The sequence below is a fragment of the Azospirillum sp. UENF 112521 genome, from assembly GCF_058780665.1.
The window spans coordinates 439832-463596 of sequence record NZ_JBSNCI010000004.1; the positions used below are offsets into that span (position 1 = coordinate 439832).

The window sequence follows — 23765 nt, forward strand, 5'->3', positions numbered from 1 at the left end:
TCATGATCCCCGACCGCAACACGATCCGCAGCTCCATCGCCCATTGGCTGACCGTGGCCGAGGACGGGCCGCGGCTTGCCGCCGCCGGCGATCCGCACAGACGCAGCGTCGTGCTGTTGAACAAGGGCACCGTCCTTCGCTGCTTCGGCCATCTGGACATCGCGGATTTGGATGCCTTGGTGATCGACCCGGTGCTCAACGTCCTCGGTATCGTCCAGATCGCGTCCGCGCCGGAGGAGGGCGCATCGCGCGCGACGGCTGCGGAAGCGCTGATCCAGCAGGCCGGCTACCTGCGTTTTCTGGCCGCCGAGCTGTATGGCCATGCGCGGCCGGCACCGGCCGTGGAACTGGTGCTCGGACGGCCGAAGGGGGAAATCGCCGATCTCCGCCACCAGCTCGGACGTATCAACCGGGAGACCCACCTTCTGCACGGCATCGGATTGAATCTCCTCGATGTGGAGTCTCTCGGGCCGCGCAGTCTCGCACGTGCCTTCTGCTGGCTGCTGCCGGCAACCCGGCGCCTTTACGAGTCCTATGCGGGAGAGCAAGGCGGCGTGGATGTCCCCGTCACGCTTGAGATCCGCACCTTGCGCAGCATGCGCGACCTCACGCTGACCCTTTCGGAACGGGTCACGGTTATCCGCGGACAGAACGGGACCGGCAAATCGACCATAGCAGAGGCGGTCGAACTCGCGCTGACCGGAGACTCCGTGCGCCTGCGCAGCCTGTCGGCCGGATCCTACGCCGATGTGATGCGTGCGTTGCGGCCGATTGACGATCCCGATGCCGATGTCGGAGTCACCCTGCGTCGCGGTCCGATCTCGCGGCGTTGGTCAGGTGAACCTCTGCCGGTTGGGCAATCCCGGCCGGCGACACTCGCCTTCCGTCTGGACATCCAGGACATGCAGCGTCTGTCGGCGGTCGACCCGGTGCGCCGGCTCGCAACCCTCGACGAGGCATTCGACCTCGGCGCCGACCAGGAGCGGCGCTTCGCCCAGGCACGGGACAGGCTGGCCGAGGCGCTCGGCAAGAACACGCATGTCATCGGCCATTTTTTTCCGGAGAGAGCGGCGGAGGGAACGGGCGGAGAGCTGCCGGGAACGGATCGCGTCAAGCTTCGGCGCCATATATCCTCGCTCATCCACGCCGATGGCGCGGGCGCGCACAGGATCTTGGCATCCTTGCTGCTCCATCCCCTTCGTCCGGAGGATCTTGAAACCCTCGGCATCGAGATCGCTCCGCTCCCGCCGGACGAGCTGGCTAAGCATCTGGACAAGGTGGTGAAGGAATTCCATGAGCGCATGGAGGTGGCACGCCGTTACCTTCCCGCCGCAGCGGAGGCGCTTCGGAGCGTGTCCGATTGGCATTCCCGACGTGACGGAAACCGCCGGGCCGCCATAAGGGACCGCAACGCCACAATGGGAAAGTTGCAGCGCTTTGTCGCCCTCCATGAGGTCGTCTCGTCCCTGTCCTCTCTCGCGGCGGCGGCGGACGCGATGCTGGAAGCGGCCGAACACCAGCCGGACGGTCATTCCGCGGCGGAAGACGATAGCGAGGCCCATGCCCTGGAAGGGTTGAAGGGATTGGCCGAACTCGATGGACGGATCAATTTCCGGCTGCTCGCGAACGATATCGAAGCCGACCTGCTCCGTTATGTGGAGCGTGCCGCCTACGTCTACCCGCAAGACGACAACGCGCCGTCCGGAGGGGACCGCCGTGTCCGGACGCTCACGCGCAAGGGGCAGGAGGCGCTGGACACTCTGACCCCCATCCTGGCAGGTTCCATCGATGCGCCTTCCGCAATGGAAGGGTTCGGAACAGCCATCGTCCGGGCCATGGAGCCGCCCTATCGTCGGATCGCCTTCGGCGACGTCGACATCGGTTCGCCGGGCTGGGCCAATCTGCCCTTGCAGATCACCGACCGGGTGCAGCATGTGCTGCGGAGCGTCGAGGATGGCCGGACCCCCGGCATCGAACCCTCGCAACGCCTGGCCGACCTGGCCGAACTTTCCGAAAGCCTGGAGGACTACGGCAGGAAGGAAATGGAACTGAGCAGTTCCTTCATGCGGAAACTCGATCCATTCGCCGAAGCGGTCAACGAAATCGTCGCGCTGATGACCACGGCGCGGTGGGCCTACGACCCGCTGCGCCTGACGGTAAACGAACAGGGGACGGGCCTTCCGATCGCGATCGAGCGGTCGGAAGGGTTGGGCATCGGGGTTGAGGCGATCCTGAACACGGCGGAACTCAATGTCCTCACCCTAGCGCTGTTTCTCCTGCTGGCCCCCCGCATGGACAACGACGCGCGCCTGCTGGTCCTCGACGATCCGTGGCATGCGATGGACGAGCAATCGGCCGCCACCGCAAGCCGGGCGCTGGCACAGATCCTGAGAATTCTTCCGCCGGAATGGCGGGTGCTGGCCTTGGTCCATGGCGACTTCCACGCCGCAACGCTTACCCAGGAAACCTCCGCGGAGCAGCGGAGGCTCTCCTGGTTCGACACGAAGGTGTCGCTTGATTTGGAGAGACTCCCGGAGACCGTCATTCCCGTAGCGGATGTCCTGGATCGGACGGTGTTGCTGCCGCCGACCTGAGCCGCGTGGGTTCGGCAGCCCACGGGAACGCCGGGCAGGCAGCCGCGCCATGCGGGAACGGCAGTCCCGATGTCCGCCCGGCAGCTTTCAGTCGTCGCTTCCGGCCGTGTCGCGCACCAGGCGACGTTGGTGCACAAAGCCCGGGCCGGTGGTGGTCGGGAGGGCGAGCGGGTATAGAGGCGCCCCCCGCTGAAGTCGAGCCGCTGATGCCGTACAAGGTCAATGAGCCCCACCGCCACAAGATCCCAAAGGCCCGGTACCGTGTGGAGAACTGGCCTGTCTACGATGCGGCGCTGCGCCGGCGCGGTGACCTGACGATCTGGGTGACGCCGGAGGCGGTCGCCACCTGGACGCCGCTGGCTTCGGACCGACGCGGCCGGCCAGCGCGCTACTCGGACGTGGCGATCGAAGCCGGGCTGATGCTGCGCTTGGCGTTCGGCCGGCCATGGCGGCAGACCGAGGGTTTGCTGGGCTCGCTGATGCGCCTGCTCGGCCTGGACCTGCCGGTTCCGGATCACACGACCTTCTCCCGGCGCAGCGCGAATCTGGAGGTCGCGTCAGCGCTGTCCACGACACATGGGCCGGTCAACGTGGTGATCGATTCGACCGGGCTGAAGGTGTTCGGGAAAGGCGAGTGGCACGACTTGAGCGCATAAATCGGCGTGAGGGCGGATTCTGCCGGCGGCCGGCGGCCGGCGGTGATCAGGTGATTTTGCGGGAGGCCGGCATGCCAAGACTGGTCATCCTGTTCATGACCTTGCAGCCGATGGCCGCTTCGACCTTCTGCGCGGGCAGAGTCCGGGCGCGCAGGCTGCGTCCGATGAGAACCTTGTACCTGAGCATCGCCACCTCGACGAGAGAGCGCCGTCCGTAGTGGACCGCTCGTTGCCAGCCCAGCCGACCACGCTCCTTGATCATCTGGATGTGGCGGTCGCGCTGAGTGGGAGCCGTGTCGGCAGTGTCGCTGGTCACCGCGGTGGCGCGCGGCGGGATGATCACCTCGGCGTCCGGTGCACGCTCGGCAATGGCACGATAGACGGGTTCGCCATCGTAGGCGCCGTCAGCAAGGACCGCGCCGATTGGTCGCGTGATCTGGTCCAGCAACGGGCCGACCAGGGAGGCGTCGCCCTCCTCGTTGCTCGTCAGGTCGGAGGCAAGGATCTCGCCAATGTCTGGGCTGACAGCCAAGTGCAGTTTGCGCCAGGATCGGCGTGCCTGACCGCCGTACTCTTCCTGGTGCCACTCGCCCTTCCCGAACACCTTCAGTCCGGTGGAGTCGATCACCACGCTCACCGGGCCGTCCGTCCTGGACAGCGCGGACGCGACCTCCAGATCGGCGCTGCGCCGGGAAAGCGTTGTGTGATCCGGGACCGGCAATTCCAGGCCGAGCAGGCGCATGAGCGAACCTAGCAGGCCTTCCGTCTGCCGCCACGGCCGGCCAAAGGCCAAGCGCAGCATCAGCCCGGCTTCGATCGCAATGTCGGAGTAGTGCGCAGGCCGACCACGCTGGCCCGTCCTCGCCGGCGTCCAGGCGGCGATCGCCTCAGGTGTCACCCAGACCGTCAGATCGCCACGACGGCGAAGCGCCGCATCGTAAGCTGCCCAGTTCTCCACCCGGTACCGGGCCTTTGGGATCTTGTGACGACGGCTCTCGTTGGCCTTGTACGGCATCCGGCTCTCGGCTTCAGCGGAGGCGCCTCTATACCCGCTCGCCCCGCAGACCACCACCAGTCCGGCTTTTTGCACCAACGTCCCATCGGATCGGTCTCCTGTTTGGCGGCCCTGGGGTGGCGGACGGTCCCCCGCTTCTCCCATCGGTCGTATTCGGCCCCCGACTTCCTTAGATGGAGTGGAGGGTCACGCTGTAAGCCGGCAGAGTCTACGCTGCGCAGCGCCACGATGCGTGAGTTTTCTCCGGTGCCGCGGTGGCACGCACGTCTGCTGGTGCGCTGATCGATATCGGGGGCGCGGCCGACCGGCCAAGCCAATACAGCAGACTGATCGACGCTATCAGCGCTCGCTATCCGTCCTTTTCGCGATGGCTTCAAGCATCTGCTTCTGACCGATAGTGTTGAAAAAGTCGGTTGTCGGCAGCGAGCCGCTGTGGCGTCAGCGAAGGGTCAGCGGGGAAATGCCCCTCATGCTGGCCTGAGTTCCGACATCGGGATGAGCTTGGCGAGCTTGCGGAGGTTCTGAGCGGCGGCTGCGAGGTGGAATTCGTCGCGCGCCCCGTTCGGCCCCCGCAATCGCAGGCGGTCCAGCCTCAGGATGCGTTTGAGGTGGGCGAACAGCATCTCGACCTTCTTCCGCTCGCGCCGCGAGGTGGCGTAGGCGTCCGTGGTGGCGATAGCGCGCGCCAAATCGCGGGCCCCTTCATGGATGGAGCGCGGAACCTTGCGCGCGGGCGTGTTCGGGCAGCAGCGCGGCTTGAGCGGACAGGGCGCGCAGTCAAGCGTGCTGGCGCGGTAGCGGATCACGCCGTCCTCATCGGCAAGCGGGCGCGGCGTCCGATAGGTCTTCCGCCTCGGCCGAAGCTCCTTGCCGGTGGGGCAGACATAGGCGTCGGCCTCGTGATCGTAGGTGAAATCGGCCCGTTCGAAGGTCCCGTCGCGGCGCTCGGATTTGTCGAAGACCGGGATATGCGGCTCGATCCCGCGCTCATGGACCAGCCAGCCCAGCATTTCGGCCGAACCGTAGGCGCTGTCGGCCGCCATCCGCTCGGGATAGAGCCCGAAGCCGTCTTGGGTGCGGTCAAGCATGGTGCGGGCGGCGCCGACCTCCGCCTGGCGGATGGCACGGCTCGCCTCGACATCGACGATGACGGCGTGGTCGAGGTCGATCAGATAGTTGGTAGCATAGGCGAAGAAGGCATGCCCCTTGTGCGCCCCCGTCCACTGCGCGGCCGGATCCGAGCGCGAGACGAACTTGGGCTTCACCTCGCTGGCGGCGCCCCAGGCCGCCTCGTCCAACGTGTCGAGATACTCCCGGACCGAGCGCCGGGTCGCCGCCAGCGCCTCCCAGTCGACCTCCTCCGATCCCGCCGCCGAGCGCTGCTTGTTCGCGTCCGCCCGGATCAGGCTGGCATCGACTGCGAAGCCGTCACCGCTAACAAGCCCAGCCTCCATGCAGCGCCGCACCGTGGTTTCGAACAGCTTCCGCAGGAGGTCGCTCTCGCGGAAGCGGCCGTGACGGTTCTTGGAAAAGGTCGAGTGATCGGGAACGGCCCCCTCCAGGCCAAGCCGGCAGAACCAGCGGTAGGCGAAGTTCAGATGCACCTCTTCGCACAGCCGGCGCTCCGAGCAGAAGCCGAAGCAGTAACCGATGATGAGCATCCGGACCATCAGCTCCGGGTCGATCGAGGGCCGTCCCATCTCACTGTAGAACGGCCGCAGATGCACGCGGATGCCGGACAGATCGACGAACCGGTCGATCGAGCGAAGCAGGTGATCTGACGGCACGTGCCGCTCGAGGCTGAACTCGTAGAACAGTGCCTCCTGCATCACCGTCCGCTCGCCCATCACCGCTGCGTCCTCCTTCTGCCAAGGAGGATTGAATCAGGGCTTCAAGCGGCCGGCAACACCGACTTTTTCAACACTATCGGTCAGGAGCGGACATGAGCAGCCGGTATGCAACGGGATCGGGATTGCTGTAGCCACCGACGAGGAGATCGCCGTCGTGGTGGGCAAACAGTCGAAGTCCAAGGCTGGGCTGCTCTGAAGGGCACGGTCGGCGGGGAGTAGGCATCAGCCCGTTCCCCCGTCGGCCAGCGTCTTATCGACATCACACTTTGCAAGATCAAGCTTCGTCAGGATCAAGCACATCGTCGGGATCGAGTTCGTCGTCGAGAACAATGTCTTCTTCGTCTTCTTCCAGGTCGTAGAAGTCGTCCTCGGCCTCATACTTTGAGCGGTCCTCCGGCCTAATAAGTTCGTGCGCTTTTGCGGCCTCGTCCGCTTCTGCGGCCGGCCGCGCGGTCGTGGCTAGGAACTCGCGAAGCGATTCTAGCTTAATCAGAAGTTCGTCAAAGGTGACGATACGCACGTCCTTTAGACTCTGGCGGTAAATCTCGAACGACTGCCTGCAATCCTCGTCCTCTGGCGTCCGGCCCGCCACGACGACGCAATCCACGTGATAGGTTGTGAGCTCAAGCCCACGATTGTTGCTCCGGTGAGTCGCTATATCCTTCTGTAGGCGGTAGCGCTGATCAAGGACCTGGGCCACAGCGCCCGATAGGTCGGCGTGCGGCTGGTAGACCGGATTGGCATTTGTCGCCCCACGATAGGGCTTGGCCGCGAGCAGCTCTGCTTGCGGCGTCTTCAGTTCGACAAGTGCCGCGTTACTGGTGACTGGATTCTTCGCCAGAAAATCGGCGATCTTGGCCCCGCTGCCATCAAGATGCGGAGCGCCAACGCTCGCTTCCCTCAAGACCTTTACCACGGGGTATCCAAATATCATCGACAGTATGAACGGGTTCAGATCGAAGATTTTCTGCCACCGCTTCTCAGTCTTCTTCGGCTGATCTAACAATTTCTTGAAATTCACGATGAGGGTATCGAGATTGACCAGTTCGATATTGCGATGGAGTTGGAACAGCTTCTCTGGCGCCGCGCGCTTGAGATCATTGACCCGCTTTTGAACTTCCGACACAAGGGCGGTCTCATCCTTGCTCGAAAGTTTCAGCTTCGAGCTACGAACCACGTTCAGAGTCTCGAAGATGGTATCTTCCGTGTATGGCGGCACCTCTTCAGGATAGGTGTCGGGATCTAGTGGCGAGATCAGATGGTTCCAGACGTGGGCGTTACGTTCCTGAAGGCTCCGTCGTTGGTGGCGATCGGCAATACGGCTGAGGTAGGTAAGTGCGGCATCAACTTGGTCATGCCCAAGAGTTAGGGTGTCACCATTCAGTGCCGGATCACGCACCTTGGAAACCACGAGGCGCGTAACATTCGTCAGATGTTCAATCTGCTTGATGAACGGGAGGTAGACCTTAGGCAGGCCTAGTCCGTATTCAGCGCGCTTATAAAAGCCCTCCGGCAGGACCGCCAGTGCGTTTTTTACTTCATCGGGCGTTTGCGGCAGAACGACTTCATACCCTTCGAAGAGTATCGTCCGGATATTATTGAAGCGGGGTCGGAGGAATTGATCCTTCGGTGGATAAATTATGATCGGTGTGATTTCAATTTCCCTGGCGTCAGCATCGAACCGGATCACGTCCCGGCGCGGTAGATCCGTGCCCGGCGCTGGCGACTGCCCGGTTGCGTGTTGATATGCGAGCGCGCTCGGCTCGAAAGCCACCGTCAGCTTGCAAGCACCGTCCGGGCTTAGGTAAAGGGTTCCGGCGTATCGGACATCGAAAGTAGTCAGAGCCACGGGTCGTCTCCGTCGAGGAGATGGATCTTTACCCTTCAATATCACGATGTTGAGTCAAACTCACAACTTGAGTGAGAGTGTCAGGAATTTCGTACTTGGCGGGGTTATCCTAGAACGGAAGGAGGCCCACCATGGCCCGATGCAAAGAGCCTGTTATCCCGGATGCGATCCCCGACCAGCTTTTGGCTGGAGCTGACGCCAAGACGGCCTTCGATCAGAACGGCTTGCTCGACCATGTGTGGACGGCACCTCCGGCGAAAGAGGGAAATCCGCGTTGACGGGCCGAGAAGGATGCATCCATGTGTCCGGTCTGTTGTTGCAGCCGCTGGCTGCTGGCCTTGATGAATTCCGCGGATCGACGCCCAAATCAGCTCATCGTGCTCGGTGGCGCTTGGTCCCCATGGGTTTGGCTGATCGCCGGTCCTGCCGGTTCGTCATGACGTCTCACCACCCTTGCCCCCACCCCGCCGAGCCATCCGACGCCCGCGAGATGGATGCTGTCTACGCTACGCTCGGCGCAGCGTAGGTCACTCCCTGCGTCATCACCACCCAGGCGATGCGCGCGGTCTTGTTGGCCAGAGCCACGGCGGCCAGCTTCGCCGGCTTGCGCTCCAGCAGCTTCGTCGCGCAACTGCGGCTGGCGTTGTCCTTGCGGGCCAACTGCATCACTGCGGTTGCGCCGACGACGAGCAGGCCGCGAACATAGCCGTCGCCCTGCTTGCTGATGCCGACCTGGCGCTCCTTGCCACCGCTGCTTTGGGCCTTCGGCGTCAGGCCGAGCCATGCGGCGAACTGCCGGCCGGAGCGAAACAGCGTACTGTCCGGCACGGCCGCGGTGATGGCGCTTGCAGTGATCGGTCCGATGCCGGGAATGGTCGCCAAACGCCGGCTGGCATCGTTGGCCCTATGCCAGGCGAGGATGTGTTTCTCAAGCCGTTCGATCTCGGCCTCAAGCTGCCGGAGTTGCTCGACGATGCCGTGCAACGCCAAGCGCGCCAGCTCCGGAAAGCGATCCTGCGCCTCATGGAGGGCCACGGTCACTGCCTTCACGCCGCCGGGCTCCTTGACCGCAATGATCCCGAACTCTGCAAGGTGCCCGCGCAACCCGTTGGTCAGCATCGTTCCCTGCCGCACCAGCAAGTCGCGGGTCTTGTGCAGCATCAGCGCGGCCTGCTGGTTCACGCTCTTGACGGCCACAAAGCGCATGGTCGGCCGCGTGACCGCTTCGCAAATCGCCTTCGGCATCAGCCGTGTCGGTCTTGCCCCGCTTCACATACGGTTTGACGTAGGCGGGCGGCATCAGCCTCACCGTATGCCCGAAAGCCGCAATCTTGCGCGCCCAGAAATGCGCCGTGCCACAGGCCTCTATCCCGACCAGGCAAGGCGACACGCTCTGAAAGAACTTCAGAACCTCGCCTCGCCGCAGTTGCCGACGGATCAGGATCTTTCCATTCGCGGCAATTCCATGGATCTGGAAAACATTCTTCGCCTAGTCCAGATCGATCGTCACCACCTCTCCCATGGACGGCCCTTCTGAGTTGGTTTCTTCAACGGCATCAGCTTGCCGCCGATCCTACAAGGTGGAAGGGCCGTCCACCACATCAGCTCACTGAACATTTAAGAGCCTGTTAGAGAATGCGGCTAATAGAAAGCATGCCGGCGGGGGGAAGAGTTCCTGCGTTTCCATCACGTATTGGGTTTTCCGCCGATTCTTAAACAGGCACTAAAGTTTAGTTCCCATGTATTTTATCGGAAGAGACTCCATAGGGCAGCACGTTCTGCTTCACATATCCGCATGGCGTTACCCTGCAGTGCTGAGAGCCATGCATATCGATGACTGTTAGGCGCAGTAGCACTTTCCTCAAGGGCAAGATCAATATCCTCCCAAAGGTCAGCAGTGGCCAAAGGTGGGAAATTCGGATCCCATAGACCATGGCAAGCACCAAAATCCTGCCACCAATCATTAAAATGATGCGAAGGATGGACGCCTGAAGCGCGCAGATTCTCTTCAGCCATTCCCGTTGCCAATCTAAGAAGAAGACCAGCCCGACACATCATTGCATAAGGGTGTGCCGGATATGAAGTGTTCGCCAGCCAGGAATTGAATTGGTGGTCATAAGGATCACTAACCCGAGTCAGAAAATCGAAGGATACGATGGACTTAGTTATTTCATCTAATCGGGAATAGCTGTGCGCATAATCTGACACCTCAAGGCCATGGTTTCTTGCCTCGGTCTCAAGAAGAATGCGCAACAAATGTCGCTCAATCTCCACGCCATTCGGCCGGAGTGTCCTCCAAAACATTGAAAGAAATGCTACATCCTGAGCCGGAGTAGTTGAAATAGGACGAAGTGCGGTCGGTTGATAGCTTGACCAATTTCGCTGGTCGCGGTCATCCGCACCCAGCCGAAGATCGAAGCCCCAGTTATACATTAACTCACGCGCACCAGCTAAAGTCTGCGCAGGAAAAAATTCCCGGAAAGACTTAAGCAGAGACGCGCCAGCCAACTGAACTGGACTGATTAGTCGCTCCATGCTCGATGGCCCCGTCGACCACTCGGCCAGCGCAAGCCAAGCCATTTCATGGGTAGATATATCGGACATTATATGGGATTTGCCTAATGCGTCGATAACCGCATTTCGTCGATTGAATATTCCGATACTGGAACTCGCAAGTATTGAGAGAGCAGCTCGCAGTTCTGCATAATAAGATAGATGTCGTACAGCGTGAGCTTGCCCACTTAGCAAGGCAGAAAAAGCCCTTCCAAGGTAACTCCAGCCGTCAATAGCGTGGAGAGGCCCCCGTATAGCGATTACCTCTAGCATGTCAGAATCGGATACCGCAGCGAAAGCGGCTTTTCCTGTCGGAAGCATGCCATCTTGATATGGGTGCGCGGCCGGCAGCCAGGGTGGGCAGGCTTGCGTACGAAATCGGCTCAAAGCATTGACAACGGCGCTTGGATCAGCAAGGGCCAGAATCGATTTGTCGGTCACTTCTAATGGGGCATTCATATTAGGATAGCCGTTTCAAAACTTCGCCCGCCACCTCCGCGATATCCTCGGGACCGTTAGTGAGATGACGAAAGAGTTGCTCGCGCAGTGCCACATAACCGCTACTGCCGCGAAATGCACGCTTAAGCATGCGCTGCTCCTCAGTGATTCCTGGCGCATCCGCAGACCGCCAGTCGAAATGAGAAATAGCCATCCCGAAATCGCTAATCTTTTTAAAGATCTCGGATTGCTTTAGCTCATCTAGTGCAATTGTTACATCTTCAGAATTGGTCGCTGTTCCAGGCGTTAAAGCAGTATCCAATTCAAATAACCCTGGTTTTCGCTGGGCAAGTGAAAAGAATATATCATTTGCTACAGCCAATATACCGCGCACACCCTGCTCCTGATTAAGCATTGTCCTGTTACCGATAAATGCTTGTGCGGGGTCATAATCCAAGGTTTCTTGCCCTTTTGGGCGAATAAGTTGGTCAACCCATTCATGCGTAGAACAAGTAACGTGTTCATAAATTGCATTCCATATAGCGATCAGAAATGCCGCCTGCTGAGGACGTGACCAGCGAAGAGGTCCGCTTGCAGGTGTGATATTAGCAGCAAAAAGGCCGCTAACTGATCGCCCGCTACCCGTTGAAAGAAAACTTATAGTAATTGCCTGTACCCAGCCAGCTTGAGTTACACCTGCACCAAGTGGCGCCGTTTTTGAAGATTCTCCCAACATGTTAATGCGATTATGAAACGGGCTCTCTGGCTGACTATAAAGGATTTCCGTTAGCTCTTGCGCTCGCGCCTGGCGGTATATCCGCAAATCAGAAAGAGTTTCCAACCATTCTGCTGAACGCAGCAACGGAAAGAGATCAAATGCATGGCTAGGGTTAATACGTTTTGGAGAGACATTAATTGACCAGAACAAATACGCCTGCCAGCCTACATCAAGGCCGGTGAAGGCAACTACCGGTAACTCGAAATCTCCGGGTAAACTGCCATCCCTGAGCGCCTCATCGAAGGCCCATAACCGATGCTGGCCATCAATGACTTCGAACGGTTCCAAGTCGGAAGGAGACCATTGCTCAAGGCGGTTAGAATATGGCAGAGTTAGTTCAGCACGATTTTCATCCTCAACATTAATCTCGACTATATCACTGGCCGCGACTTTACGCCCGCGCCGCTCGTCATCTGCCGTGAGGATATTGACAACAATAGCCGTTGGCAACCAACCAGGTTTCCGCATCGCAGCTGAGGTTTTATCACGGGCAGCCATGGGCAAGCTGCTATAAGGGTGTCCAAATCGAACAAAGTCACGAATTGCCGCCGATCGCTTAGGGTCATGGAGGCGTTGAAGCCCTTCACCGCCTTTGTTACTTCGAACTCGCCGGTACACACCGCTCAGGGCACGCAGTTGGACTGCGGGCATGGAGAAAAGCAGGATATGCTCATCGGGCTTACGCCGATGATGCTCCAAATCAAATGCGAATTCGTCCCATTCTGAAAGCCACTGCTTAAATCGGATCGCATGAATTTTATGAGCCATCACGCCCCCCAACAACCGTTATAGCGAAATTGTATACATAGATACCATTTCTAACGCAAAAGCTATCCCAGATCCTATTCTATGATAATGTGGCAGCAGTTTGAAGAAGCGCCACCTGATGGCTCCAAAAGCTCTCAATGGCAGGCTGAAGATGCTCTGGAATACGGAGCATTGACGTCGAGTGTGTCGTTAATGTCGGTCATTGCTTCCCTCCGTCGCCGTTCTGCCGCCTTCCGTAGGCTCTAGCAGGCCGCGGAAAAAGGCTATGCCCGGCTTGCCGGTCGTGATTCTCTCCGTTTGAAGAGACTGCGGCCGGTGAGGTGACGATGCGGGGATTGGACGAACACAGCGAGGGGCTGTTCAGCTATGTGAGCTGTGAGGCCCGTGTTCCGGCGAGCCATCCTCTACGACCGATCCGTGCCATCGTTGATGAAGCGCTGGAGGTGATGTCGCCGGCGTTCGAGGGACTGTACTCGACGATCGGCCGACCATCGATCCCGCCGGAGAAGCTGCTGCGGGCGCTGCTACTCCAGGCCTTCTACTCGGTGCGCTCGGAACGCCAGTTGATGGAACAGCTTGACTACAACCTGCTGTTCCGCTGGTTCGTCGGCTTGTCGATGGACGCCCCGGTGTGGGACGTGACGGTGTTCACCAAGAACCGTGAGCGCCTGCTGGCCGGCGATGTGGCGGCCAAGTTCCTGGCCGCCGTTCTGGGTCAACCCCGGGTCAAGGCGCTGCTGTCGGACGAGCACTTCTCGGTGGATGGAACGCTGATCGAAGCCTGGGCGTCGGTGAAGAGCTTCCGGCCCAAAGATGGCAGTGGCGAGCCGCCGGGGCCGGGACGCAACGGCGACCGCGACTTCCATGGTGAGAAGCGGTCCAACGAGACCCATGCCTCGACCAGCGATCCTGAGGCGCGGTTGTACCGCAAGGGCAACGGGCAGCCGGCGAAGCTGGCCTTCATGGGCCATGCATTGATGGAGAACCGTCACGCCCTGGTGGTGAATGTCCGGCTCACCGCGGCCACCGGTCTGGCTGAACGCGAAGCGGCGGTGTCCATGGTCGAGGCGATCCCCGACCGCCACCGCATCACGGTGGGCGCCGACAAGGCTTATGACACCAAGGATTTCGTGGCGAACATGCGCAGCCTGGGCGCCGCTGCGCACGTCGCGCAGAACACGAGCAACCGCCGCTCGGCGGTCGACGGCCGGACCACCCGTCACCCCGGCTACGCCGTCAGCCTGAGAATCCGCAAACGGATTGAGGAGCTGTTCGGCTGGATCAAGGGAGCTGGCTTGCGCAAAACGCGTCATCTCGGCACGGCCCGCGTCGGCTGGATGTTCACCCTGACCGCTACCGCCTACAACCTGATCCGCCGGCCCAAGCTGCTGGCGGCGGCATAATGACGCCCGGAGTCCGCCTGAACGGCGGCTCCGAGCGTCTCGGAGCGCGAAAAGGCGCTCCATTCTGACAAAAACGGGCGGTGGAAACGCCATTTCCAAGCCTCAGCAGAGGCAAAAAGCCGAAATATGTTCGTTTTTCCGCGACCTGCTAGTGTCATACCGGTGCAGGTCTGGCACACCCGCGCGAAGACTCCGGAGCGAGCGGAACAGTTGGTTGGACAGCTGCCCGAGGCGGTCGGCCTGCGGCTGCAGGCGATCGAGATCGGTCACACCGCTCAGACGGTCGAGAGTGTGTCCGGGGCGATACCCTGGCCCTGGCCCAACAAGGCGACGTGAGCAGGGGGGCAGATGCGCTCGCACTGCCCATGCAACAGGCGGGGACCAATCGATCCAGGCCAGTGAGTGGTTCGACTGCCTATAGGACCGGGATGAAGCGGATTATCCTCCTCCTGCCGACTGTAGGGTGCGGTCTTCTCCGCCGCAAACCGCCACGGTTCACTCTGAAAGCAGTCTCTTAGTCTGCAGATTGAGCAGGATGGTCCCCGCTTGTTGTAGGTCCTGGGCGGCGCCGACATGGGTCGAATGGCCGCACATCCGCCACGGCCTCCGGCTCCATCCCCGCCGCAGCGGCGAATCGCTTGAGGCTTACCGACACCACACTGGTTGGCAAAGAGGCATCGCGCACCCGACCGGAGAGGTAGATCGACCGGAACAGCGGCCCCTGGTCGACTCAGACACTACAACACTTCGCTGCCATGGGTGAATTGCTCCTGCGGACGCAGGAGCAACTCCGCAGCCTAAAGTCTATGAATAAAATCTATGCACATTTCAGGAAGCGCATGCGGCACCAAATGCACCTTCAGGTATTCCGCATCTTCGAGTTCGTTCAGCTTTGCCTGAAGCTGTTGAACCTTTTGCGTTAGGGTGTCGCTGTCCTTTTTGGACAACGGGGCAGTGCCACATGCTTGTCGAGCCTTCTCCAAAAGCGTCGGATTGGCGGCCACCTCAGGACGGTAGTAGAATACCGCAGAGATCGACTGAAGATCAAGATTTTTGGAGACAATTCTGATATGGGAGATCAGGTCATCCAGACGACCTGAAAGCTGGGAGGTTAGCGGCAAAGCGGGATCTATTTTGATTATCACGCCTTGATTAACCTGCTGCTCCATAAGCTTGTAATCAACCCCAATGGTGATTTTGCCAATGAGATCACCATTCCCGCCATGCATGAAGATTGTCGTTGAACACAAAACTTGTTTGGCGAACCCCCGACTGACCGTAGCTTCGATTGTAGGGTTTTGGCATTCCGCAGGAAACGCCCGGAGGATCGATAGACTTACTGACCTTGCGGCTGCTGGCCGGCTCAGCACCACCTGAGTGTTCACGTCAGGATCACGAGAATCGACAATCATAGTTTCCTCCGATTTAGGTAAACGGTAGCCAAAGGCGAGCAATCAACTTATGGGAACACCTTCTCTTCCACTCTCCCCCTCTGCTGTGCTTCCATGGTGAAATCGTCGCCCATCATCTCACGACCGTTTTCGTAGAGACTAAGAATTGTCGCAAGTGCCTCAGCCGGCAATCTCTTGGTTGGCTTCTTGCCACCATCTTCGTCTTTGCTAGGGTTCACTTGAGGGTCTTCGACCGACAAGCTCTTGACAGGCTCTTGGTCCACTTCAATCGCAACACCAGGCCGGCTGAACGCGGCGAGGAAGACACGCTTGATCCGGACCCATAAAGCGTTCGCAATCGGTAAGAGCGCAATTCCGATACCAATGATCGCGCCAGTTGCCTGGAGCGGGTCTCTCCATCTGGTCAGCGTTGTGCTCAATCTGGCAAAGAATCCACCGCCAGTTCCTTCGACGCCAGGGGGTACTTCGATCATGCATCACCCTCCCTAAATCCCGTTGCGCTCACGCCCAGACTTGCCCAGACCTGAGAGGTAGGACCGACTAGCGTTATCAGCAAGCATTGAGGAAAACCTCCTCCATCAGTGGTATCCGGAGACGCCAATACCTAAATATATATTTGCGTATTACTCAGGCGATGGGCGTAACTCTCCCCTGAACTTCATCTTAAAGGATTGCTCTTAATGCGTCTGGCCTACCGGTTGCGGTATGACGAGGCCTGTCTTCGTGCTATACTTAATTCATGCTAATCGGCTTCTCGGCAACTTGGTGCTCAGACCAAAGCGCGGTCGGCTCAACCCTCCCCTCCTGAATCTGTACTCCTCCGCGGCGCCGTCGCCCGCCAAGCTGTGAGCGCCGCCACGACCTCAGCGGATAGCCAGGCCACGGCGCCCTGCCCCTCCTGGTCCATTCCGGAACGGCGGATCCGAATGGTCGCCTCGCCTGGTTGCGCGGCCGGATTCAAGGCAATTTCCACTACGTTGAGGTCGGCCTAGCGCAGCGCCAACAACTCTTCGGTGCCGGCCAGGGTGTCGCGGCTCACCGGGAGCAGCGATCGGTCGCGCAAGTCGATCGGACGGAGTGGCTTGCGCCGGTCCTCAACTCCGCGGAGTTCATGGTGGCGCCCGGGTCACTTGCCGGCGTCGCCCTCTCTGTCGTCTGCGCCGAACTGGTGGACCGCAGAGCGGGCGCCAATGGTCCGAGGCGCCCGGCCGTCGCCACCACCGGTTAGCCGGGTCCTGCGCCCGCGGCCAACAATGCTGGAGACGGCAGCCTTCGCTAACGTGGTCACCGTTGCCCTGCAGCTGTCGTGGTTCGGCGGTTTGCCCGCCGACGTCCTCATAGTCGGCGCAGGCGTGCGGATCGCCGGTGGGAAAGCCCGTTGCGCCCTCGCGGCCTATCGCTCTTACGGGTGCCGCAGGCAACCAAAAACCCTAGGTTTGACGCTTTCCGGCGCCCTATCGGAGAGGGTAGTCTGCCGTTTAGAAAGTGACGGGGCGCAGACCTGTCCGCTCAATCTTCAGGCAAAGCTGGAACGGTTCTCTTGCCAGACAATTCCAATCGAAAAATCTGTTGCGGCTGCATCGGCGAGCCCTTCCTGCGCGAACGCGTCGTAAAGGAAGGAGAGGTTGCCACCTGCGACTACTGCAACGACGAAGAAGAACCCTGCATAACGATCGAGGATTTGGCCGATCACATCGAAGGCGCTTTCGAACGGCACTACCAACGCACGTCCAACCAGCGTGACGACTACGAGCGGATGCTCCAGTGGGACAAGGAAAGCGACTACGAGTGGGCCCCCCCGGCGAACCCGTCCTGTACGTCATCCAGGGCGCTGCGATGATCGAGGAGGACATCGCACGCGATGTCCTCGACTTCCTCGACCTCCGCAATTGCGATATCGAGATGGCTCAGATGGGCGAGAAGTGGGAGTTCTCCAAGGAAAGCCGGTATGAGGAGAAGGGCGTCGATGACCAGGAGTTCGCCTTCGAATGGCAAAGCATCGAACACTCCCTAAAGTCGAAGTCCCGTTTCTTCAACCAAAGCGCGGAAACGTTCCTATTCCGCCTGTTCTCCGACATGGACAGCAGCGTCACGCGTGAGGGTCGTCCGGTGGTCATCACAGCGGGACCCAACACCGAGCACCGATCGTTCTTCCGTGCACGCGTGTTCCACAGGCCTGAAGACCTCGAAGAGGCGATGAAGCGGCCGGATATCCACATCGGGCCGCCGCCAGGAAAGCTCGCGCGCGCGGGCCGCATGAATGCAAACGGCATCTCCATGTTCTACGGCGCGTCCGAAAAGGCCGTCGCCCTCGCGGAGGTGCGACCGCCCGTCGGCAGCCGAGCACTCATCGGCGAGTTCCAATTGATCCGCCCGGTCCGCCTGCTCGATGTGAAAGCGCTACAGTCCGTGGATGTCACCGGCAGCATTTTCGACCAGAACTACCTTGACCGGCTGGTGCTCGCCAAGTTCGTGGAGGGGCTCAGCGAGCGGATCACAATGCCCGTGACGCCCGACGACGAACCGACCGAATACCTCGTCACCCAGATGATCGCGGACTATCTGGCGCGGCGGCCCGCGCCGGGGCTCGACGGCATCCTGTTTCCGTCCGTCCAGTGCCCTGGAGAGCATCGCAACGTTGCACTTTTCCATCACGCCTCCCGCGTGGAGATGATGGTGCTTCCGGAGGGCGCAGAGCTGTCGGCGATGCAGTGCCTGTCTACCGAGGACGGCGAGGAATACGACTACCGGCTGTGGGAAGAGGTTCCGCCACCGCCTGAGAAGGTCGAAGAGCGGAAGCCCAAAAACAGCCTGTTCAGCATGTTCAAACCCGTGCGGTATGATCCGAGCGAGGACACCCGCGAGAACACGCTACGCGTCGTGGCCGACGAGATCACCGCGCATCATATCAAAGGCGTCACCTTCACGACTGAGAACTACTCGGTCCACCGCAGCAGAATCGCCAAACGCAAGTGGAAGCTGGTTTAGTCCAGATGCAGGAGGGCGGGCGGCGCCTGCTCCTGCGCGGCGAAGAGGGAGGCTCCGTTCAGGCCTCAAGGGCGGGCCTCCTCAGCCACCGGGAGTTAGAGCCCGAGCTTGCCGGCCGAACTGCGCCGGAACACGTTCGCTTCCCGGATGTACCGTCGCGTCATTTCCGGGTTGTGGTGCCCGAGCTGAGCCTGGATCGTGCGCTCGTCGCCGTCATTCATGGCGACGGTGGTGGCATGGCCGCTGCGAAGGCTGTGGCCGGCGTACTCAGCCGGATCAAGGCCAGCATTCTTGGCAGCCTGTTTGACAATCAAGGAGACGGCGCGGTCGGACAGCCGGTCCGGTTGGACATAGCCCCCGCGGTTCACGGAGCGGAACACCGGTCCATGGACGATCCCGGCAGCCATCATCCAGTGGCGCAGGGCCAGCACCGGGCAGGTTTCCGGGCGCTCGCCATAAGGGACACCGATGGAGCGTCCATGCCCCTCCTGGTCGGTCTTGGACGAGGTCAGGCGGATTTTAATGCCCTCGGTGTGCACCTCGATCCAGCCCGTGCCATCCGCCGTTTCACCCGGCCCGTGATCAAGGCCGACCAACTCCGAGCGGCGGAGCGCCGAGGCAAAGCCGAACAGCAGCAGGGCCTTGTCGCGCTTGCCCTTCAGATCGTCGCTGAGCGCACCGACCATGGCCAGGAGGTCATCGGCCACTGCTGGCGTTTTCGCTTTGCGAAGCGCGCCAATGGCGCGGCGGATGCCCCGCCAAACATCGCGCACGGCCGGATGGTTGGTGTCGAGCGGGAGGCCTTGGATGCGGTGGGCTTCACGGAGCGCAGAGAGCCGGCGCTGGATGGTGGACGCCTTGAAGCCGGTCTCCGCCAAATGCGTGATGTATAGCCCGACGGTTTCTGGCGTTGCCGGCAGGGAGGCCACCTCATGTGCGTCGCAATAGCGGCTGAAGTCGCTCCAGTCGGCCTTGTAGGCGCGCTTGGTGCTGGTCGAGCGCGATTGATCGGCGAACTGCTTCGCCTTTTCCGCCGTCGCGGTCAGACGCTCAAGGGCGGTGCCCATCGTCACCGTGACAGCGTCGGCCGTTCTAATAGTCGGCGAGGCTTTTGGTCTCCTGGTCATGCCGATACCGGCCATGCTGGGGTCTGTGCAATTGACCGAGGGCCTTCCTTCAGCAGTGTGCGAATGCAGGTCGCATTCTGGCGGTCTGGCCAAGAAATATAGTCGAAAGACGACATTCGGGGTACTTTGAGACCAGCAACATCAGGAACGCTACCTGAGAGCAGCAAGCTCATCAATCCTTTCCCATATTGCATAATCTATCCGTCTAACGCTGCGGCGTTTCACGCTTAACCTTTGTGGCCGCTGCAGCGAGGACGAAGGCTTGTTCAAGAAAGCGCTCGATGACTATCACGCAAGTGTTGACGCTCTCAGCCGTCGGTCGGAAGGCACGATGTGCCGCCGCGTTGCCGGCGTCCGTCACGATTTCCAGGGCCTGCCTTTGCTGAGCAGTGAGGTGGCCGGCTTTCTCGGTTTCTTCCAACTTCCTTCTGAAGCTGCCCGCATCCCGCTCCAACAGGATTACAGAAGCACGATCAAAGGCCGTCCGCACCCCGATGGCCGCAAGCATCAGGAGGTCATGATCGAGGGCCTCGTAGACCTCTTCGACGGCTTGCCTCAATGCTTCGTCCTCAAGAGTCGCGACCCACGTCGGCTTTTGGCGTGCAGAGCGTGCCGGCCAGTAGGCGATTTCCACCGGAATGTAGAGACTCTCTTCACCGGTGAAGGGGTCATGCTGCACGTCTTCCCACTCTGAGCAGGTGATCTCCCGCTTCACGAAAGGGATCCCACAACCACGGCACTCCAGAACGGTGAAGACTTCCTTGATCCAAGAATCCTCACCCAACGGACGCTCGTGTTCGGTCCGGGAGAGAACATCAGCCCGTCGTCCCGGCCCGCAGTTGTTGCAATCAGCAAGGACCATCGCGCGCTGTTTCGGAGCAGGAGGATGTTGACGTTCCCGGGTATCGCTTGCTGGCGGCCGGTACGCACCTCCTCCCTGCGTACCGTGATTGCCTCCGTCGATCGCCGCCCAGCCCTGACCGGTCAGGCCCACCTCAAGATCCCGCGCGCCAGGTTTGATCAACTCCTTCCTGATCCCGTCCGCGACCAGTTCGGCAACGTCCCGTTCATTAACCACGCCGACCAACGACGCGACGGCGGCCGGGTCGAGTACCACCGTGCCATGATGATGATCCGCCAAGCGGCCACCAATGATCCTCAGGAGGCGCGGCAGCGTTTCCGCCATACCCGGAAGGCGGCGCGTCACCAGTTCATCAAGGTTTCCGCTCGTCACCATCTGCGGCGTGCCCGCCGCGGCACCGATCCGGAGAGCGTGACTCAGACGCGCCCAAGCCACGTCATCTCGATCCAAACGACTGGGCAGCATCGCTTCGGCAGAACCGCTGATTTGGAAGGCGCCGCAGCGCGGGCACGTGATCCGGCTGAAGTCACCGGTTTTGGGCTCAAGAGTGGCGCTGGACCGGCACACCGGGCAGTCGATCTGCATGCGGAGGATACTCTGGAAGGGCCGAAACGAGGCGCCGGTTGCCACTGGTGTCAAACCGGGGGCGAGCGGCTCGCTACTGTAACGACCTGAATGGAGGGCGGCAAGACATAGCTTCCGATAATGTGGCCTTATCGGAAGCTACGCCTCCGCCCGGCAGAAATAGGGACCTTGGAAGAAACAGGCCGGTTTGCTTTAATTCGGTCCCCTCCCCTTCTCCGCGCGGACGATCCCCCCATGCTGATGCCGGTCCCCGACCCTGCCGCCCGCGCCCTGGAGCGCACCGCGTTGGCGCTGGGCCGCCTGGACGCCGCCCTCGCCGCCCATCCGCTGCGCGCGGCCTGGACGCAGTGGAGTGTGTTGGGCGCCGCCTGCCGTCAGGCCGTCACCGACGGCCACGCCACCAATCCACACCGCCTCGCCGCCTTCCTCGAAGGCCTGCCGCTGACGGTGAACCGCGATCTGGCTCTGGCCGAGCGCGGCAGCGACCTCCGGGCGTTGGCCCACGCCGCGGCGCTGGTGTCTTGGATGACCACCCCTGTCGCTTTCACCTGAGACTTTTCATTGAAAATTTTCAGCATCAAACAGCTTTGGTCGCATAACAAGAATGCAGTTGCGAGCCCCACAAGATTCAACGAAGTCAACTGTCTGAGGTCTAGGAAAGGTTTGAAGTGCAAGAATCCGGGCGCGTAACCTCTCCCTTTCGCGACAGCCTGTGAATCGGCGTAGGGTTCTGACGCCGATTGGTATGGGAACATGTTGGTAAAGATGGAAACTCTGGGCCCCGACCGCGTGCTGTTTTACAGTTCGGGCCTTCGCTGCTGAGATGCTTGAACATCATCCCAAACGATGCGCGGTTGAAAATCTGCTTGGCTGGTGGCATGATTCCCTCCGGTTGCCGTCGCCAGCCGCACGCGCCCTCATGGGTTTGACGAAGACGGTGCAAACAAGTTCCTGCCGATCATCCACTGTGATCCCCAAGGGCTTTCCGCAACGCGTGCACCGGTTCGATGCCCGATGGAGATCATCATGGACGCCCAGATCCTCAAAGGATTGGCTGAGCCCCTGCGTGCCTATCTCGCTTCCCATGATTTGACGATCAAGCATGGCCATGCACTCGATTTGCTCGCAGCCCTCCCAGGGCTGCGCAATTGGCCCGAGGTTCTTGCCTTTCCGGCCCGAGTTGCGGAAGCCCGTCTCGATGACCGGGCCATCGCCCGGCTGACCGGACGCCTGGAGGTGAAACACGGCGTTGCCGTCGCCCCGAAAGCGCTCGAGCGGGCGCTTCTCAGCGAGCGGGCACCGGAGCGCATGGCGACGACGATCTGGCCGGATGGTCCCATGCCCGGGTTGTACGTGGCCACCTCGGAAGAGGCTGTTGATGCGGCGATTCGCCGGTACCAAGCCGCAACCGATAGCGCGCTGACCTACACCGAAGGCTTGGGAGCCGATTCTGGCTCGGCGATCAACCTTGGCGACAGCGGTCTTTTCTCGCCGGGTTTGAGCCGCCTTCCGAGCGGTACATTGCTCGTGCTCGGGCCGTTACTCCTCGTGCAGGAATCCTGGCGGGACCACAGTGACCGAATGATCTGTGCCAGCAACCTGGTCCAGGACGCGTCGGTTCGCGTCATCGTCCTGGTGGAGACCCCCCAGCCGACCAATCTCCACAGGGATATCGACCTCCTGCTGCGCCTGGACATCGACGATCCGCAAGAGGTGGTGACCGATGTGCTCGGCATCGTAACAGAGGATGGCGAGATGCTGGTCAAAGAACCGTTCGTCGATAGCCACGCCTTGCTGCCGGCGGCGCAAACGTTCACAACCACGCAGCAACTGCCCGAGGCCCTCTCCAGGGCGTTGGAGGAAGGCGTCCGGCGCCGCCCCTTCGGCTGCGTGGTCCTGGGAACCGGATTCTTCGAAACAGAAGCCAAGGGGTTGCTGGAAGCGACGATGCCGCTGACGGATCACGCTGGCCCCGCCGCCCGCGTGATCGCCAACGACCGCATCGGCTACGGCGGGGAGGCCCCGCTGTCGGAGTACTTCCGAGGCCTGCCTGTGTTGCCCTCCATCGAGAGCGCCCATGCCCATGGCTATCGTCGGATCATCATCGAGCGGCCCGACCTCAGCTCCGTCCAGGCCATGGCCCCTTATACCCGTGACACCTGCTTTCTGGTTGAGGCGTCCGCCGCCTGCGATGTCGAAACCGTATGGTCGCGCCTGTACGTCGAGCATTGGGCCAATTCATGCCCACCGGATGCCATTGTTGCCCTGCTGGCGGTGCAGTTTGTCAAAACGAAGAGGGAAACACTCGCGATCTGCGATGCTTACATCGGGGGAGGACTACCGGGCGCCAGCTCTATCATGGGCGACGAGTTTTCCGATCAACTGCTTCATCACAGGCTCTTACGATGGCAGGACCAAGCCGTGGAACTGCTGTCCGCCGGCCGGGTATCACTCCAACAATTGAAGAAGAGCCTGCGACATCCCGGCCTAGAAGAATTTCTGTCCGCTCGAAAGGCCCTATCTACCTCTGACAAGAGTTCCTGATGATCGGCTACGATCAACGGGGTTGGATAAAGGACGGCAGCCGGTCGGCGCCCGATTTCGGCGATCCCGCATCGGCCACCTTGCTGCCCGCTCGAGCCCCCCATTGATCCAGCTGCTGCACTGATAGCGCCCTCCACCGGGGTCGGAATAATCCGGCTCCGGTCCAGGCAAAGGGAAAGGGGCTCTGCGGCGGCAGACACAATGACGAACCAGTCCGGGATGCGGCACGGCCGGCAAACCGGCGTGGAGGTCTGAGGCTGTGAATCGGCGTAGGGTTCTGACGCCGATCGGCGTGGGAACGTGTTGGTAAAGATGGGAACTCTGGGGCCTCGACCGCGTGCTG

At 60.9% G+C, this 23765-nt stretch carries 16 protein-coding genes and 2 pseudogenes; 7 read left to right on the top strand and 11 right to left on the bottom strand.

Annotation, left to right across the window (positions count from 1 at the left end):
* Nucleotides 1–2: 2 nt before the first annotated feature.
* Both ACWPN8_RS22645 and ACWPN8_RS22650 read left to right on the top strand, forming a co-directional pair.
* Nucleotides 3–2594 (top strand): AAA family ATPase, encoded by a 2592-nt coding sequence (locus tag ACWPN8_RS22645; RefSeq protein WP_492242368.1) that lies wholly within the window; start codon nt 3–5, stop codon nt 2592–2594.
* 206 nt (nt 2595–2800) lie between these two features.
* Nucleotides 2801–3235: pseudogene (locus ACWPN8_RS22650) on the top strand (transposase); the annotation flags it as partial.
* 61 nt (nt 3236–3296) lie between these two features.
* Here the strand turns inward: ACWPN8_RS22650 and ACWPN8_RS22655 are convergent.
* The 6 genes and pseudogenes from ACWPN8_RS22655 to ACWPN8_RS22680 all read right to left on the bottom strand — a co-directional run bounded on the left by ACWPN8_RS22655 (nt 3297) and on the right by ACWPN8_RS22680 (nt 12501).
* On the bottom strand, nt 3297–4265 hold the full coding sequence (locus tag ACWPN8_RS22655) for an IS5 family transposase (protein ID WP_492242369.1): 969 nt from the start codon (nt 4263–4265) through the stop codon (nt 3297–3299).
* Between the two features lie 467 nt (nt 4266–4732).
* Entirely contained in the window at nt 4733–6115 is a 1383-nt protein-coding gene (locus ACWPN8_RS22660; RefSeq protein WP_492242370.1) for an IS1182 family transposase, read from the bottom strand.
* Nucleotides 6116–6389: 274 nt separating this feature from the next.
* On the bottom strand, nt 6390–7964 hold the full coding sequence (locus tag ACWPN8_RS22665) for a Shedu immune nuclease family protein (RefSeq protein WP_492242371.1): 1575 nt from the start codon (nt 7962–7964) through the stop codon (nt 6390–6392).
* A gap of 501 nt (nt 7965–8465) precedes the next feature.
* Nucleotides 8466–9435, bottom strand: a pseudogene (locus ACWPN8_RS22670) (IS110 family RNA-guided transposase).
* Between the two features lie 275 nt (nt 9436–9710).
* Complete coding sequence (locus tag ACWPN8_RS22675) at nt 9711–10958, bottom strand: hypothetical protein (RefSeq protein WP_492242372.1); 1248 nt, start codon at nt 10956–10958, stop codon at nt 9711–9713.
* Nucleotides 10959–10977: 19 nt separating this feature from the next.
* The gene (locus tag ACWPN8_RS22680; protein ID WP_492242373.1) at nt 10978–12501 is read right to left on the bottom strand and encodes a DGQHR domain-containing protein; all 1524 of its coding nucleotides are present in this window, start codon (nt 12499–12501) and stop codon (nt 10978–10980) included.
* 326 nt (nt 12502–12827) lie between these two features.
* Here ACWPN8_RS22680 and ACWPN8_RS22685 point away from each other — a divergent pair, with 326 nt between their 5' ends.
* On the top strand, nt 12828–13904 hold the full coding sequence (locus tag ACWPN8_RS22685) for an IS5 family transposase (RefSeq protein ID WP_492242374.1): 1077 nt from the start codon (nt 12828–12830) through the stop codon (nt 13902–13904).
* A 210-nt stretch (nt 13905–14114) separates the two neighbouring features.
* Nucleotides 14115–14240 carry a hypothetical protein gene (locus tag ACWPN8_RS22690; RefSeq protein ID WP_492242375.1) on the top strand — a complete coding sequence of 42 codons (126 nt, stop codon included), beginning with the start codon at nt 14115–14117 and terminating at the stop codon, nt 14238–14240.
* Nucleotides 14241–14701: 461 nt separating this feature from the next.
* Here the strand turns inward: ACWPN8_RS22690 and ACWPN8_RS22695 are convergent, their stop codons facing one another.
* The 3 genes from ACWPN8_RS22695 to ACWPN8_RS22705 all read right to left on the bottom strand — a co-directional run bounded on the left by ACWPN8_RS22695 (nt 14702) and on the right by ACWPN8_RS22705 (nt 17039).
* A complete protein-coding gene (locus ACWPN8_RS22695) occupies nt 14702–15316 on the bottom strand; it encodes a hypothetical protein (RefSeq protein WP_492242376.1) in 615 nt (204 codons plus the stop codon).
* A gap of 47 nt (nt 15317–15363) precedes the next feature.
* Nucleotides 15364–15789, bottom strand: coding sequence for a hypothetical protein (locus ACWPN8_RS22700; RefSeq protein WP_492242377.1), 426 nt, complete (start codon nt 15787–15789; stop codon nt 15364–15366).
* A 1043-nt stretch (nt 15790–16832) separates the two neighbouring features.
* Nucleotides 16833–17039 (bottom strand): hypothetical protein, encoded by a 207-nt coding sequence (locus ACWPN8_RS22705; RefSeq protein ID WP_492242378.1) that lies wholly within the window; start codon nt 17037–17039, stop codon nt 16833–16835.
* A 113-nt stretch (nt 17040–17152) separates the two neighbouring features.
* On the opposite strand from ACWPN8_RS22705, the gene ACWPN8_RS22710 reads away from it, so the two are divergent.
* Nucleotides 17153–18304 (top strand): RES family NAD+ phosphorylase, encoded by a 1152-nt coding sequence (locus ACWPN8_RS22710; RefSeq protein WP_492242379.1) that lies wholly within the window; start codon nt 17153–17155, stop codon nt 18302–18304.
* A gap of 95 nt (nt 18305–18399) precedes the next feature.
* On the opposite strand, the gene ACWPN8_RS22715 is transcribed toward ACWPN8_RS22710, so the two are convergent.
* On the bottom strand, nt 18400–19446 hold the full coding sequence (locus ACWPN8_RS22715; protein WP_492242380.1) for a site-specific integrase: 1047 nt from the start codon (nt 19444–19446) through the stop codon (nt 18400–18402).
* A gap of 190 nt (nt 19447–19636) precedes the next feature.
* Nucleotides 19637–20878 carry a DUF4145 domain-containing protein gene (locus tag ACWPN8_RS22720; protein ID WP_492242381.1) on the bottom strand — a complete coding sequence of 414 codons (1242 nt, stop codon included), beginning with the start codon at nt 20876–20878 and terminating at the stop codon, nt 19637–19639.
* 234 nt (nt 20879–21112) lie between these two features.
* Between ACWPN8_RS22720 and ACWPN8_RS22725 the strand changes: the two genes are divergently transcribed.
* The gene (locus ACWPN8_RS22725) at nt 21113–21430 is read left to right on the top strand and encodes a hypothetical protein (protein ID WP_492242382.1); all 318 of its coding nucleotides are present in this window, start codon (nt 21113–21115) and stop codon (nt 21428–21430) included.
* A 462-nt stretch (nt 21431–21892) separates the two neighbouring features.
* A complete protein-coding gene (locus ACWPN8_RS22730) occupies nt 21893–23422 on the top strand; it encodes a hypothetical protein (protein ID WP_492242383.1) in 1530 nt (509 codons plus the stop codon).
* Nucleotides 23423–23765: the final 343 nt, after the last annotated feature.